This is a genomic window from Lentzea sp. JNUCC 0626 (assembly GCF_043632865.1).
Taxonomy (GTDB): Bacteria; Actinomycetota; Actinomycetes; order Mycobacteriales; family Pseudonocardiaceae; genus Lentzea.
Window position 1 is genome coordinate 4720375 of sequence record NZ_CP171635.1, and the last position, 14521, is coordinate 4734895.

Genomic DNA, 14521 nt, shown 5'->3' on the forward strand with positions numbered 1-14521 from the left:
AATAGCCCTTTCAGTTCTGTGATTCACGGTTCCACGACGTCGTCGGCCTGGCGGGCGTTACGGGTACCCCGCTGGAAGGCGGACATGCCGTCGCGGGTTCGTTCCGCCCGTTCCTCGGGGTTGAACTCCGCGAGTTCCGGCATCGGCCGGACTTCGTCGTTGGCGAGCTGTGGCACGAGATGTTGCTGCCGCTTGCGGCGCGGCAGTTCGGGCCGGTCATCTGTGCGGTTCGCGGTGTCAGCCTCCGCCGGGTCGGCGGTCGGCCACGCGCCGCCCAGGCGGTCTTCCCGGGGCAGTTCGAGCTGCCCGCTGTTGCTGTCCAGGTCCCTTTCGAGGTCGAGAACCGGACTCCGGTCGTTTCCCACTGCCCTGCCGGCCCAGAACTCATCCAGGCGGAAGGTCTCGGTGGGGCGCTCGCCGGGACGCGAGTCGTGGTTCAGGTCGCCCTGGATCGGCACGGCGGCCTCGAGGGCCTCCGGCGACCGCGCGGCCTGCTGCATGGTCTGCTGGCGGAACGTCGGCTTCGGCATCGGCACGGCGTCCGCGGGGTCGACCGCGCCCGCCTCGCCGACGATCAGCTCGGACGGGATGAGCACCAGCGCGATGGTGCCGCCGGACGGGCAGTCGCGCAGTTCGACGTGGACGTGGCGGCGCGCGGCCAGCCGGGCGACGACGAACAGGCCGAGACGGGACTCGCCGCGCAGGCGCATCGCCTCGAAGTCCGGCGGTGCCTCCAGCATCTTGTTGTGCTGCTCGCGGTCCTCGGACTTGATGCCGAGGCCGTGGTCCTCGATCTCGATGACGAGACCCTGCGGCACCTCGCTGCTGTGGATCTCGACCTGCGACCGCGGCGACGAGAACGACGTGGCGTTGTCGACGAGTTCGGCGATCAGGTGGATGGTGTCGGCGACGGCGGCGCCGACCAGCGCGACCTCGGGCACCGGGTTCACCTTGACGCGGGCGTACTGCTCGGTCTCGGCGACGGCGGCGCGCACGACGTCGAGCATGCGCACGGGCTTGCGCCACTGCCGGCCCGGCTGCTCACCGGTGAGGATGATCAGGTTCTCGGCGTTGCGGCGGGCGCGCGTCGCGAGGTGGTCGAGCTGGAAGAACGCGTCGAGGTGGTCGGGGTTCTCCTCCTCGCGCTCCAGCTTGTCGAGGATCTTGAGCTGGCGGTGCACCAGACCCTGGTTGCGGCGCGCGATGTCGAGGAACACCCGGTTCACGCCTTCACGGGTCTGCGACTCCTTCACGGCCGCGGCGACGGCGGTGTACTGCGCGGCGTTGAACGCGTCGGCCACCTGCCCGATCTCGTCGTTGCCGTAGTCGAGCGCGGGGACCTCGGCGGCGACGTCGACGTGCTTGCCGTCGCGCAGCCGCTCGACGATGCTCGGCAGCCGCTCGTGGGCGAGCTTCAGCGAGTCGCTCTTCAGGCTGGTGAGGCGGACGATCAACGCCTTGTTGACGAGGCGGTTGGAGACGCGGACCGCGACGAAGATGCCGACGATGACCGCGATCAGGGCGATGAGCGAACCGATGAGAACGGTGGTGAACTTGTCCTTGCCGTTCGCCATGGCGATGTTCACGGCGCCGGTCGACTGCTCCTGCACCATCGTGGTCAGCTCGGTCGACACCGCGCGGCTGGCGTTCTCCCAGTCGGACAACGCGACCTGCTGGCCGATCGGCCGTTCCGCGTTCTGCAGCAAGCGGTTCTCGAGCGTCACGAGCTCCTGGTACGGCGCGCTGCCGGTGACGGTCTTGTAGTGCTCGCGGACGTTCGGCAGCGAGGTGGGCTCGATGACGTTGAGCGTGAAGTGGTACGCGCCGACGAGCTGGACGAACTCGCGGTGCTCCTCCGCCGTGAACTTGCCCGCGGCGAGCGCGCCGGCGGCGACGGAACTGGAGCGCGACATGGCGTCGGAAGCCTGGAAGTACTGCAGCGCACCGAGTGCGCCCTGCACGGTCTCGGCGTCGGGCACGATGCGGGCCTGCGTGCCGAACAGCGAACCACCGGCGTCGAGAACGCTGTTGTAGTAGCGGTACGTCTCGTCCTTGGACGTGGCACCGGACTCGAGGCGCTCGCGCTGCTCCGGCAGCTGGTCGAGCAACCCGTTGAGCTTGTTGATGCCGTCGACGATCTCCTGCGGCGCCTGCGAGGCGAGCTCCGCGAAGGCCGTCTTCATCTTCTCGACGTCCTTGTCGGTGTCCTGCTGCTGCTTGAGCAACGCCGACGCGTTGGCACCGGGGCGGCTCAGGCTCGTCATGCTGAGCTCGCGTTCCTTCTGCAGCGACGCGAACGACTGGACCGCCGGGATCGACGCGTCTCGCGCACCGGAGGCCACCAGCTGGAGGTAGAGCCCCTCGAACACCGTGTAGGACGAGAACAGCGCCCACATGGCCAGAAGGACGACGCTGGGAACCACCACGACACCAGTGAGCCGGGAACGAATTGTCTTGTAATTCGTCTCAGGCACGTTCTTCAGCTTCACAACGCTCCACGACCACCCGAATTGGCGACGGAAAGATAGCATCGCATGATCAACATGATCAACAGCGATGATCTTGAGGGGGCGAGAGCAGAGTACTCACTCCGTTGACCTTCGCAACACCCCCCATCGCCCTGGTTCACCACTAGGGGGTCCCCATGACCGCGTGGGCTAAAGGGATGAGGGGCAAGGGCCTTTGGGCCGACTGAACTGTGGAAACGCGGTTCTATTGACGGCAACTTGACACTGGCGTGCGACATCTTCTACACAAGAGCGGAGCGCGACCAATCGTCGCTTTCCGTCACCGGCTCCTATTAGCGAATTCGCACGTCAGGCCCGGCGACTGAGGGTGATCGACATACGCCGTTACCCGGCCGAGATCAACCTGACGAGCCCGGTTCGAGCCGCTAAGAACACGGTAATTCCGCTGGTCACCGCCACGACGGCGACAGTTCCCGCGCCGACTACGGTGAGGAGTGCCCGGAACGCGCGCAAACTGTCACCCCGATGGCCGAACGCGCGATGCTCCCAATGCCCGACACCGCAGTGGTCTCGGCCACAGTCGCGCGTTTCCCGCTGATTCCCGTGCACCGGCCGCCGGTGTCCACTGCCCACTGTCCACATGAGCGCCATATGAGCGCGAAGCGGTTGGCACACCGACGTATCCGTTGCCGAATCAAGAAGTTCTCGCCGACTTCGAACGTTTCCGAAAGTTCTTCGACCACGACTGTCCGGCGCGACTGTCCTTCTGCACGTGCGGCGCGCGGCGAAGCGGGCACGATCCGGGCCGTGGACGGGGCGACACCACCCCCAGTGACGTCGCCCCATCCGGCCGCAGGCCGACTGATGTGAACCGCGAGTCGATCAGATACACACCAGTCGGAGCGGGGTAAGTTAAGCGTGGTTCGCCCCAGGCAGTCAACAGGTGTGAATCATCTAACCTTGGGATTCACGCCAGTCAAAACACGAGGTGGGGTGGGATGGCAGAGCAGGAGCAGCCACAACAGCGGGTGCTGGCCGACCGGCTCGGGTACCTGTTCCGGTCCATCCGGGAGTCCGGCGAGCGCGAGTACAGCAACGAGGACGTCGCCGAGGCGATCACGCGCGACCAGGGCGTGACGATCTCCGCGTCCTACATCTGGTACCTGCGCACCGGCCAGCGCGACAACCCGACGCTCAAGCACCTGACGGCGCTGGCGACGTTCTTCGGCGTGCCCCCGGCCTACTTCTTCGACGACGCCGTGCGCGAGCAGGTCGAGGGCGAGATCGCGCTCGTCACCGCGTTGAAGGACAACGGGGTGCGGGAGGTCGCGATGCGGGCGTCCGGGCTCTCGGACAAGAGCCTGGACACCATCACCGAAGTCATCAACCGCGTGCGGGAGCTGGAAGGCCTGCCGCCGAAAGAGTCCTGAAGGCGCGCGCCACCTCGGTCAGTTCCACGACGTCGAGCGGGCGCAACGCGGCGGGTCCCGCCTGGACGGGTTCGTCGCGCGACTTGGCCGCGAGCGCGGCCGCCATCGCCGCCGCTTCCCCGTCCCGTTCGGCGATCCCGGTGTCCCAGTAGGCGCGCAACGCGAGCCGGCCGTCGAGGATCTCGATGACGCACCGGTAGACGCGCAGGTCGATCGGCACGCGTTCGCCCGGCGGCACGAGCGCGATCTCCGGCATGACGTCGTAGCAGGCACGCCACAACGGCAACAGCTCGCGATAGCGCCGACGTTGTTGCCGCAGTTGGGTTGCGCGGACGATCCGCGGCCCCCAGACGTACGAGGTCAGCCCCACCACGAAGAACACCAGGACGGTCCCGCCCAGCGACGTCGACACCGCGCCCTCCCACCACGGCAGCTGCACGCCGAGACGGGACATCAGCGCGTACGCGGCCTTGTGCGCGGCGTAGGCGAACCCGATCAGGCTGGAGAGCGACCAGAGCCGCAGCGCGAACCTCATCGGCCCGTCCGGCGCGCTGCCCGCGAACTGCCGGGTCAGCCGGTAGACGTCGACCAGCACGAACGCCATGTAGCCGAGGTAGACGAGCAGGTACTCGGTCACGAACGGCATGTCGGCGTACGCGCCGACGAAGTCCTCCGCGTCGTCACCGGGGTTCGCCAGCCAGAACAACACGATCATCGAGCCGAGCGCCACAGCCGCCGTCACCGCCCGCGCCACGATCCCGGCCTTCGACCGCGACCCCGAGTGCGCCACGAAGACGTTCAGCCAGAACAGGCTGATCACGATGAGCCCGTGCTGCACGATCCGGACGAGGCTCGCGCCCTCCGCGAACAACGGGATGCGCAGGTAGAGCGGCGGCAGCCCGATGGTGAACCCGAGCGCGAGGAACAGCAGCGCGAGACAGACGGCCGCGTTGCCGAAGCTGCGCGACGGCCGCCGCACCAGCAGCATCACCCGGTACGCCGTGCACGCCCACAGCAGCACCACGACGAGGATGTGGAACGCCCTAAGCACTCAGCACCTCGCGCAGCCTCGCCAGCTCGGGATCGGGCACCTCGGGCGTGACGGAGCCGACGACCTCGAACCCCGCCCGCATGAGCACGAGCGTGGCGAACAGCTCGGCCTCCTGCTCGTGCTCGTTGTCGTAGCTGTCCCGGCACAACAACTGCCGCACGACCTTCGGGTCGAGGTTCGGGGCGAGCAGACGCGCGGTGAGGTCGTCGAGTTCGGCGACGCCGGCGTGCGCGAACACCATGTGCCCCACCTCGTGCAGCACGATGTGCGCGCGGTGGGCCTCGCCGACGGACTCGTCGTAGAAGATGTAGTCGGCCTTCTTCGCCGCCACCCACAGCCCGGACGGGTTGGAGGTGCGCGAGGTCAGCGCGAGCAGGTGAAGGGGCCTGCCGCGCTGCTCCGCCAGTCGTTCGCACAGCGCCGCGACGTCGAGCGGCGAGCCGATGGCCAGCCGCTCGATCTGTTCCTCGCAGCGCTTGCGCACCCGCCCCAAATCCACGGCGGCGATACTAGGGCGTCAGGATGGCCCGCCCGCGCACCCGTCCGTTGTCGAGGTCGTCGATCGCGTCCTGGAACCGGTCGAGCGGGTACTTCTGCGTGTGCAGAGTCACCTTTCCCTGGGCCGCCAGCACCATCAGCTCGCACAGGTCCGTGTAGGACCCGACGAGGTTGCCGATCAGGTTGATCTCGGTGGAGATGATGTCGATCGTGGGCACGTCGATGTTCTCGCCGTAGCCGACGACGTGGTAGTCGCCCGCCCGCCGCAGCATCGCGATGCCGTCGCGCGTCGCACCGCCCTCACCCACGAAGTCGATCACGGTCTCGGCCCCGTCGCCGCCGGTGAGGTCGAGGACGGCGGCCACGTGCGAGCCGTCCGCCACGACGCCGTGGTCCGCGCCGATGGCCGAGGCGAGCTTCACCGCGTCCGGGTTCCGGTCCACCACGACGATCTCCGCCGCCGTCAACGCCTTCAGCACCTGCACGCCGATGTGCCCGAGCCCGCCCGCGCCGATCACCACGCACCGGTCCCCCGGCCGCAGCCTGCGCGCCGCCTTCGCCGCCGCGTGGTACGCCGTGAGCCCCGCGTCGGCCAGGGCGGCCACGTCGGACGGTTCCAGCGCGTCGTCGATCTTCACGACGCTGCGGGCCGACGTCTTCAGGTACTCGGCGTACCCGCCGGCGGTGTCGATGCCGGGAAACGCGGAGGCGGAGCAGTGCACGTCGTCGCCGCTGCGGCAGGCCCGGCACAGGCCGCAGGTGATCAGCGGGTGCACGATCACCTTGTCGCCCTCCGCGACGTTCGTGACCGCCGAGCCGACCGCGTGCACCCAGCCCGCGTTCTCGTGGCCGATCGTGTACGGCAGCGCCACGCCGGACTTCTCCGCCCACTGCCCTTCGAGGATGTGCAGGTCGGTGCGGCACACGCCGGCACCGCCGATCTTCACGACCACGTCGAACGGCCCGGTCACCGCGGGCTCGGCGACCTCCGTCATCTGCAGCGGCTGGTGGTAACCGACGACCTGGACGGCCCTCATGCCGTTTCCTCCATTGCGTACCGGGTGCGGAGCAGGCCACGGCAGAAGTGCGCGTTGCCCTCGATGGAAATGCCGACGGACCGCGCGAACCGCAGGCGCAGCGGCAACTGGCCGGGTGGCAGCGGGACGCCGTTGTCGTCGACGAGCACCGGCGCGTCCGGTCCGCTGTCGAACCCGAGCGCGGAACGCCTGCGCCGCAACGCTTCCGTCGCCTTCGACGCGGGGAGGTCGCTCAACGTCAGCGACCTCAGCCGATCGAGCGGCACGTCGCGCACGGCCCGTTCCATCGCGGCCGCGTGGGCCTTGCGCTGGAACGTGAGCCGCAGCTCTTCGAGATCGCGGGACGCCTCCTCGCCGTACGTGCCGACGAATCCGGCGTCGGCGGCGATGCCCCTGTTGATCACGTCCGAGTCGTGGTGGTCGTCGAGCACCACGACGACGTGTTCTGCCAGATCCCGCAGCGCGTCCTTCGCGTCGGATGCCATGAGGTACGCGAAGTTCGGCGAGCAGAACGCCGTTGGCAGTCGCAAGTGGACGGTCAGCACGTCCCCGGTCAGGTCGACCGAGCGGACGAACCCGAGCGTGGTGATCGGCTCGTCCAGTTCGGGGTCCATCACCTCGTCCAACGCCTTGAACACAGCCGTTTCGATCATGCGACCGACACCGCCTCCTGCGGCACCGGGGCGACGTCGAGGCCCTCGGGCACCGGGATGTCGTACATCTTCGCGGCGTTGAGGCCGAGGATTTTCTTCTTCTGCGCCACGGTGAGCGGCGCGTACTCGGTCATGTCGGCCGGGATCTGGAAGTCCACGAACCGTTCGACCAGCCAGCGCGGCGTCCACAGCGCGTAGTCGCTGGAGAACTGGATCCGGTCCTCGTTCAGCCAGTACAGCAGTTCGCCGATGATCTGCGCGAAGTAGCGCGGCCGGGTGTGGATGAACGGCATCGCGACCGCGAGGCCCGCGTGCACGTTCGGTTCCTGGGTGGCGATCCAGCAGAAGTCCTCCAGGCGCGGCAGCCCGCAGTGCTCGATCACGAAGTTGAGCTCGGGGAAGTCGGTGGCGGCGTGGTCGACGTCCGCCACGTCGAACGCGTCGCGGTCGAGCGGCCGGATCGTCGGGCCCTTGTGGATGTGGATGTTCTTGATCCCCAGCTCCTGCGCGGTCTCCAGGTAGCGGTAGTTCCACGGGTCGTCGAGGCGCCAGCCGCGCGAGTCGCCGTACCACTCGGCGGTGTAGAGCTTCACGCCCTTGAGCCCGAACCGTTCGGCGTCCCGTTTGAGGTCGTCGAGGCCCTGCTGCTCGCGGCGCGGGTCCCAGCAGTGGTTGTAGGTGAGCTTGTCCGGGTGCTTCGAGGTGAGCTCCCACGCCTCTTCCGTCTGGCCGAAACCGTTGCGGTAGAAGGCACCCAGGTGGGCGGGCTGGAAGATGGCGTGGTCCACGTACCCGTTGTCGAAGAGGTCGCGCATCAGGCGTTCGCCGCCCTGGTACAGGTACTCCTCGTACGACCAGACCTCCTCCTCCGGCGAGAGGTTGCGGTGGTAGTCGTAGAAGCAGTCGATGAACTGCTTGCCGTGGATGTTGCGCTGGTTCTCCGGGCGGGCGTCCCAGAGCGCGACGTGGGCGTCGACGATGAAGTAGTTCTCGCCGTCCTTCGAGTACATGGCCGCCTCCTGTGGTGGTTGCGGACGACCGTAGGAAGATCCGCGCAGCTCAGGGACCCGCCGCGTGTCTCACTTTGAGACATCCGGTACCGCCGGGTGCGGCCGTTCGGGTCGTACTCTGGGGTCCGGACGTGCGACGAGGAGGTCGACGTGGACGACCGGCAGCTGGCCGCCATCCCCCAGCGCCTGCGGGCCTCGTGGCTGCGCAGCGAGCGGTACGGCGTGCCGGAGGACGAGGTCAGGCCGGTCTTCACCGGCACGGTCGACACCACGTCGTTGTTCTACGAGTGCGGCCACGAGGTGTTGCGCGGCCTGCACGACACGCTCTCCAACGAGCCGATCAGCCTGATGATCACCGACAGCGAGGGCCTGGTGCTCACCAGGCTCTGCACCGATCCGGCCATCGTCCGTTCGCTCGACCGCGTCTACCTCGCCCCGGGCTTCTACTTCGCCGAGGCCAACGCCGGCACGAACGGCCTGGGCCTCGCGCTGGCCGACCGCACGGCGTCCCTGGTGCGCGCGAACGAGCACTACTGCACGGGCCTGCGCGGCTACACGTGCGCGGCCGTGCCGGTGCTCGACCCGGTGTCCGGCGCTCTGGCCGGCAGCGTGAACCTCACGACCTGGTCGGACCAGTCGTCCGACCTGCTTCTCGCCCTCGCGCAGGCAGCGGCGGGCAACACGGCGGCGTTGATGCTGGCCCGCGCCTCGGGCCGCAAGATCCGCCCTTTGCCGCGAGGCGAGGTGTTCCGCGTCTACTCCGACCGGGTCCAACCGCCCCGGCTGTCCGCGGCCTGGACGTCCGCCGTGGGCGCGGCCGCCGAAGCGATGCAGGAAGGCCGCGTGGTCGCCGTCGTGGGCGAGCCAGGAGCGGGCAAGACCGCCCTGGCCACGCACGCGCGCCGCTCCGTCCGTCCCCGCGAACGCCTGCTCAACGCCCGCCCGCCGGCACCCGACGACGTGGGTTCGTGGTTGCGGCTCTGGACCCCCGAGCTGGGCAAGGCCGACACGTGCGTGGTCGTGTCCGGGGTCGACGCACTGCCCGCGTGGGCTGCTTCGTCGTTGGCGCCTTTGTTGACCGGCTTCGTGCTGACGGCGACTTCGGGCGTGCCCGAGGCGTTGGCGCCGTTGGTCGACGTGGTGGTGGAGGCCCCGGCACTGCGCTTCCGTCCCGACGACGTCCTGCCGCTGGCCCACTACTTCGCGCACCGCGACCGAGGCCGTGAAGTCACGTTCACCTCGGCCGCCGTGCGCGCGTTGCTGTCGTACGAGTGGCCGGAGAACACCAGCCAGCTGCGCCAGGTCGTGCGCTCGGCCGCCGCCCGCTCGGACGTGATCGACGTACAGCACCTGCCCGCCGAGGTGTTCACGAGCGCCGGGCACCGCCTGAGCCGCCTGCAGGCCCTGGAACGCGACGAGATCGTGCGCTGCCTGACCGCGCCGGGCGCGACGATCGCGCAGGCGTCCGCCGAACTCGGCATCGGCCGGGCGACGATCTACCGCAAGATGGCGCAGTACGGCATCAAGGCCGACCGGCTGCGGTGACGGCGTTGGCGATCCGCAGCGTCATCTGCTGCTGGTTCGCGTCACGGACCGTGGGCGTGAACGAGTAGGCGATGCGGCGCTGGCCGTCCCGTGTCGAGAACACGCCCGCGTTGTAGCCGTACCACTCCCCCGTCTTGCCCCAGACCTCGATGCCGTTGATCGTGAACGTCTGGAGGCCGGTCGCGTACGCCGCCGGTCGTCCGTCCACCATGGACACGTCAGGAAGCGTGAACATCTTCTCCAGCAACGGTTGCTTGACCAGCTTGCCGTCGAAGAGCGCTTGGGCGAACCGCGTGAGGTCACCGGTCGTGGAGATCATGTCGCCCTCGCCGTGCGCGCGAGAGGTGTTGAAGTCGCTGACGTCGACCCGTTGCCCGTCGACGTCGAGGTAGCCGTGCACGTGGGCGCCACGAATAGCGGTTTCGTTGCGTTGCGGCACATAGGTCTTGTCGAGGCCGAGCGGGCGGGTGACGCGGTTCCGCACCTCGACGCTCAGGTCGTGGCCGGTGATCTTCTCGATGATCATCGTGGCGAGCAGGTAGTTGATGCCCCGGTACTCCTGCCTGGTGCCCGGCGTGAACTTCGGCTGGGTCTCCGGGATGAGGTCGCGGAGTTGTTGGGCGGTCCAGCTGTCGTAGCGGTGTTCGAGCACCTTCGACGGTGTGCTCAGGTCCGGGTAGCCGACCTCGTTCGGGATGCCGCTGGTGTGGTTGAGGAGCTGGCCGACCGTGACGGCGTCGAGCGTCTCCGGGACGTCCGGGAAGTAGTGCCGCACCTTGGTGTCGAGGCTGAGCTCGCCTTCCTCGACCAGTTGCAGGGCGACGGTCGCGACGAAGACCTTGGAGACGCTGCCGATCCGGAATCGGTCGTCGGGCCTGATCTCGCGGTGGCCGTTCGCCGTGCCCGCGGTGCCGTACCAGCGGCCCGCTTCGCCCGCGACTCTGAGCTGGGCGGACGTCGCGACGGGGTTGGCGAGGTCGTTGATGGCCGCGTGCAGTAGTTCCGGTTGCAGCGGGGGTAAGGGAGTGGTGGCGACGAGGGCCGCGATCAGGAGTGACTTCATGATCACCAACCTGCCGTGGTGATCGTGGCGGGGACATGGTGCCGGCCCCCGCTCTCGCGGTGGGGCCGGCACCAGCACCTCGGTCTAGTGGCGCGTCTCGGAACGTTGGCGAGGTAATCCACGCTCAGCAGGGCGCCTCGCGGCCGTCTGACCGCGAATTCCCCGGCAACCTTCCGAGCCACACCACTAACGAACGGCGCGCACGCCGTTCTCGAAGAACGCCAGCCGGGTCTCGCGGTCCATTGCCCGCTCCGGGTGGTCCATCAGGCCGAACGACAGACCGTCGGCACTGGTGATGCCGGCGATGTCGTTGAACGAGCCGTCCGGGTTGGTGTCCTTCTCGTAGCGCAGCGCGACGCGGAAGCCCTCGGTCTCGCTGCCCGGGTCGAAGCGGCCCTCGCCGTGCGCGCACGGGAAGGTCAGCGTCTGACCGGCCAGACCCGCGAGCCACGGGCTGTCGTTGCCGGTCTCGACCACGTGCCGCTGGTTCTCCTCGTTGCGGAACGTGCCGGCGGTGTTGACCTTGAGGCCCACCTTGCCGAAGCAGCCGCCGCGCACCGCGATCTGGAACCCGTTGCAGATGCCGAGCAGCGGGCGGGAGCGGGCCGCCTCGAACTGGTCGGCGAGGTGGCTGCGCAGCAACGCCGCCGCCACCGCGCCACCGCCGAGGTGGTCGCCGAAGGAGAACCCGCCGGGAATGCAGAGGATGTCGGCGTCGTCGAGGCGGTCGGTGCCCGCGAGCAGGTCGGCCGCGAACCTCATCCTCGGCTCGGCGCCCACCTCGGCGAACGCGCGGACGGTCTCCTCCTGGCAGTTGGTGCCGGGCAGGTACAGGACGTTGACGGTCGGCTTCATGCGATCCTCGCCGTGAACGAGTTGAGCCAGCCGTCGCGCGCGGCCGGGGTGAACAGGTCGGTGCCGTCGAGCACGATGCTCGTGCCGTCGAGCGTGCCGAGGACGACGGGGTTGAGCTCGGCGGGCAGCTTCGCAACGTCGGCGGGGCTGACCTCGACGACGGCGCCGATGCGGTGCTCGGCGAAGAGCGACTCGGTGGTCGCGCTCTCGAGCTGCACGCCGATGCCGCTCGCCAGGACTCCCTGGGCGAGGGTGGCCGCGACGCCGCCGGCGCCGATGCGGGCACCGCTGTGCAGAAGGGCGCGGCTGCCGGCCAACGCGGTCAGGTAGCTGTCCACTTCGGACAGTTCCAGGTCGTCCAGGCCGCCTTCCGGCAGACCGAGCTTGCGCGCGGCGACCGTGCCGACCGGGGACGAGGTCCGCAGGCCGACCTGGACGAGCACGTTGCCCTGGGCGGTCCACTGCTCGCGCAGCAGGCCGTCGCGGTGCGGGACCTTGCCGAGCGCGCTCAGGAACACCGCGGGCGGCACGCTGACCAGGCCCTCGTCGGTGTGCACGGAGCCCGCCGACGAGTCCTTGCCCGAGATCAGCGGCACGCCGAAGTGGCGGACCAGGCCCGCGAGCTCGTCGACCATGCCGACGAGCCACTCGCGCCAGTTCTCGGACAGGTGCGGGGTGTAGAAGTTGTCGCACATGCAGACGTCCTCGACGGCGACGCCCGCGAGCACCTGGCCCGCGATGGCCGCGCAGAACATCTGGCGGGTGGCGGCGACCGGGTCGGCGTCGAACATCCACGGGTTGAACGCGGTGTTCAGCACGGCCGCGGCGGGCGAGCCGTCGACCGGCGTGCCCGCCCAGTAGGCGGTGCGGACCGGCTGTTCGGTGCCGAAGTGCGGGCCGTACCAGGTGTTGCCCTGGACCGTGGAGTCGTACTGCGAGTCGGCGAAGTGCTGCGAGGCGACCTCGGCGTCCGAGACGACCTGTGCGAGCAGGTCAGCGAGCTGCTTCGCGTCGAGTTCCGGCCACTCGGGGGTGCCCTGCGGACGCGGCGGCGCGCCGACCTCGACCCGTTCGACCTCGAGGTCGAGCAGGTCGTAGGCGACGTCGAAGCCGAGTTCGCCCTGGTGGGCGGGGACGGTGAACGGGTCCGCGCCGATCAGCTTCGCCTCGGTCAGGTCCGGGGCGTGGAACACGTGGTAGCGACCCGTGTCCGCGAACCGGCCGATGACCGTCGACCGCACCATGTGCCGGTCGAGGATCTGCTTCGCGCGCTCCTGGTGCTCCGGCGGCACGGCGAGCAGCATGCGTTCCTGCGACTCGGACAGCAGGATCCGCCACATCGGCAGCGCGGCCGTCTTGAGCGGCACCAGCGCCGTGTTGATCCACACGCCGCACGCCTCGCCGATCTCGCCGACGGCGCTGTTCAGGCCCGCGCCACCGACGTCGGTGAGCGCGCTCATGCAGCCCGCCTCGCGCAGTTCGATCAACGCCTTGCGGAACTTGACCTGCTCCAGCGGCGCACCGATCTGCACGGCCGTCGTGTCCATCACCGCACCCGCGGAGCTGGCCGACGCGCCGTGGATGCCCTCGTTGCCGGTGAGGCCGCCGATGAGCACGACGAAGTCACCGGGACGCGGCGTGCCCCGCTGGGCCGCCTCCACCGGCAGCAGGCCGATGCTGCCGCCGAGCGCGAACGGCTTGGCGCGGTAGGCCGGGTGGAACGTCATGCGCGACGACATCATCGGCACGCCGAACGTGTTGCCGTACTCCTTGATCGCGCGGATCGTCTCGCCGGCGAGCCTGCGCGCGTCCGGACGGCCCTTGATCGGCGCGGGCGCCTCGGGCTCGCCGACGGCCGTGTACTCGAAGCTGCCGATCGGGTCCGCGGACAGCCCCGTGCCGAGGATGTCGCGCAGCACGCCACCGAGCTTGGTCAACTGTCCGAAGTAGCCGGAGATCGCGGACGGCCCGTTGTGCGTCTCGGCCTTGATGGCGATCGCGTGGCCGTCGTAGAAGTCCCAGACGCCGGCGTTGTCGTGGAACATGCTGAGCACGTTCGGGTTGTCGACGTCCTTGGCCGCCTGGATCAGCCTGCCGAGCAGACTGCCCAGCGACTTCCACGTGGTGTGCGCGCAGTGGTCGCTCCACCGGGCGTCGAGCGCCTCCAGCAGCACGTCCGTGACGAACTCGTCGTTCAGCGTGTTCTGCACGTGCTGGACGTGCTTCATCTGCACGAGCGACAGGTTCCGCCCGCCCGCCGTGCCGAGCTGGGTCAGCTCGTCGTCACTGAGGCCGCGCAGGTCGTACTGCTCCGCCGGGTCGTAGTGCCCCTGCGGCACGAGCGTGTCGTAGTGCGGCTCCTCGACGTGCAGCTCTTCGATCGTCGAGTTGAACCTGCTGGTGACGATGAGGTCCTTGAGCTGCGGCGCCGTCGACTTGTAGCTCGTCGCGACCTTGCCGGCCTTCGCCTTCACCCCGAGCAACCCGCACACCGTGACGATGGAGTCGCTCTCGTTGTCGACCACCCCGCGCTTGTACGCCACCTGCACGGCCCCGGCGTCCAGCGGCGCGTCGAGCGTCACCTCGACGTCGAGCTGGTCACCCAGCACCGCCGCCACCTGCCCGAGCGCAGCGGCGTCGGGCGCGCTCTCGAACTCGACGTAGTAGTCGCGCCAGACCTCGAGGTCCTCGAGCCCCCACGATCGGCCGAGCTCACGGATGTCGGGCTCCGCTACCCCCGCGGAGCGAACCGAGAACTTGTGGATCAACAATCCTCCTGGAGCAGAACGGTCCGGGCAATTGTCCCCGGCAGCGACCGCGCTCGTGGAAGCACCCAGGCAACCGGGCGAGGCCGCACTGCGACACACGCAGCACCCTATGTGCTCAGCCCCCACCGGCCCGAATCGACGGA

General features: G+C 69.0%; 11 protein-coding genes. 2 read left to right on the top strand and 9 right to left on the bottom strand.

Annotated features, from left to right (window positions below; all coding sequences use genetic code 11):
• Positions 1–23 precede the first annotated feature (23 nt).
• On the bottom strand, positions 24–2426 hold the full coding sequence (locus JNUCC0626_RS20795; protein WP_394621443.1) for a sensor histidine kinase: 2403 nt from the start codon (positions 2424–2426) through the stop codon (positions 24–26).
• Positions 2427–3466: 1040 nt separating this feature from the next.
• Here JNUCC0626_RS20795 and JNUCC0626_RS20800 point away from each other — a divergent pair.
• Complete coding sequence (locus JNUCC0626_RS20800) at positions 3467–3898, top strand: helix-turn-helix domain-containing protein (RefSeq protein ID WP_394621444.1); 432 nt, start codon at positions 3467–3469, stop codon at positions 3896–3898.
• On the opposite strand, the gene JNUCC0626_RS20805 is transcribed toward JNUCC0626_RS20800, so the two are convergent.
• Genes JNUCC0626_RS20805 through JNUCC0626_RS20825 form a run of 5 tightly spaced genes read right to left on the bottom strand, consistent with a single transcriptional unit; the run spans position 3852 to position 8147 of the window.
• A complete protein-coding gene (locus JNUCC0626_RS20805; RefSeq protein WP_394621445.1) occupies positions 3852–4949 on the bottom strand; it encodes an MAB_1171c family putative transporter in 1098 nt (365 codons plus the stop codon). The genes JNUCC0626_RS20800 and JNUCC0626_RS20805 overlap by 47 nt on opposite strands.
• Positions 4942–5448 (bottom strand): hypothetical protein, encoded by a 507-nt coding sequence (locus JNUCC0626_RS20810; protein ID WP_394621446.1) that lies wholly within the window; start codon positions 5446–5448, stop codon positions 4942–4944. The genes JNUCC0626_RS20805 and JNUCC0626_RS20810 overlap by 8 nt, the downstream gene beginning before the upstream one ends.
• Positions 5449–5458: 10 nt before the next feature.
• Positions 5459–6484, bottom strand: a complete 1026-nt coding sequence (locus JNUCC0626_RS20815) for an NAD(P)-dependent alcohol dehydrogenase (RefSeq protein WP_394621447.1) — start codon at positions 6482–6484, stop codon at positions 5459–5461.
• Positions 6481–7137 (bottom strand): iron-sulfur cluster assembly protein, encoded by a 657-nt coding sequence (locus JNUCC0626_RS20820; protein ID WP_394621448.1) that lies wholly within the window; start codon positions 7135–7137, stop codon positions 6481–6483. The genes JNUCC0626_RS20815 and JNUCC0626_RS20820 overlap by 4 nt, the downstream gene beginning before the upstream one ends.
• Entirely contained in the window at positions 7134–8147 is a 1014-nt protein-coding gene (locus JNUCC0626_RS20825) for an amidohydrolase family protein (RefSeq protein ID WP_394621449.1), read from the bottom strand. The genes JNUCC0626_RS20820 and JNUCC0626_RS20825 overlap by 4 nt, the downstream gene beginning before the upstream one ends.
• Positions 8148–8297: 150 nt before the next feature.
• On the opposite strand from JNUCC0626_RS20825, the gene JNUCC0626_RS20830 reads away from it, so the two are divergent.
• Positions 8298–9692 carry a helix-turn-helix domain-containing protein gene (locus JNUCC0626_RS20830; RefSeq protein WP_394621450.1) on the top strand — a complete coding sequence of 465 codons (1395 nt, stop codon included), beginning with the start codon at positions 8298–8300 and terminating at the stop codon, positions 9690–9692.
• Here JNUCC0626_RS20830 and JNUCC0626_RS20835 read toward each other — a convergent pair.
• The 3 genes from JNUCC0626_RS20835 to JNUCC0626_RS20845 all read right to left on the bottom strand — a co-directional run bounded on the left by JNUCC0626_RS20835 (position 9670) and on the right by JNUCC0626_RS20845 (position 14378).
• Positions 9670–10755, bottom strand: coding sequence for a serine hydrolase domain-containing protein (locus JNUCC0626_RS20835; RefSeq protein WP_394621451.1), 1086 nt, complete (start codon positions 10753–10755; stop codon positions 9670–9672). The two genes, JNUCC0626_RS20830 and JNUCC0626_RS20835, sit on opposite strands and share 23 nt — an antisense overlap.
• A 186-nt stretch (positions 10756–10941) precedes the next feature.
• The gene (locus tag JNUCC0626_RS20840; RefSeq protein ID WP_394621452.1) at positions 10942–11610 is read right to left on the bottom strand and encodes a phosphoribosylformylglycinamidine synthase subunit PurQ; all 669 of its coding nucleotides are present in this window, start codon (positions 11608–11610) and stop codon (positions 10942–10944) included.
• Positions 11607–14378 (bottom strand): AIR synthase-related protein, encoded by a 2772-nt coding sequence (locus tag JNUCC0626_RS20845; protein WP_394621453.1) that lies wholly within the window; start codon positions 14376–14378, stop codon positions 11607–11609. Before JNUCC0626_RS20845 ends, JNUCC0626_RS20840 begins: the two co-directional genes overlap by 4 nt.
• Positions 14379–14521: the final 143 nt, after the last annotated feature.

Bases quoted from the DNA above. Each gene is read 5' to 3' on its own strand.
- JNUCC0626_RS20800 (WP_394621444.1), top strand. From the start codon at position 3,467: ATGGCAGAGCAGGAGCAGCCACAACAGCGGGTGCTGGCCGACCGGCTC.
- JNUCC0626_RS20815 (WP_394621447.1), bottom strand. From the start codon at position 6,484: ATGAGGGCCGTCCAGGTCGTCGGTTACCACCAGCCGCTGCAGATGACG.
- JNUCC0626_RS20820 (WP_394621448.1), bottom strand. From the start codon at position 7,137: ATGATCGAAACGGCTGTGTTCAAGGCGTTGGACGAGGTGATGGACCCC.
- JNUCC0626_RS20825 (WP_394621449.1), bottom strand. From the start codon at position 8,147: ATGTACTCGAAGGACGGCGAGAACTACTTCATCGTCGACGCCCACGTC.
- JNUCC0626_RS20835 (WP_394621451.1), bottom strand. From the start codon at position 10,755: ATGAAGTCACTCCTGATCGCGGCCCTCGTCGCCACCACTCCCTTACCC.
- JNUCC0626_RS20840 (WP_394621452.1), bottom strand. From the start codon at position 11,610: ATGAAGCCGACCGTCAACGTCCTGTACCTGCCCGGCACCAACTGCCAG.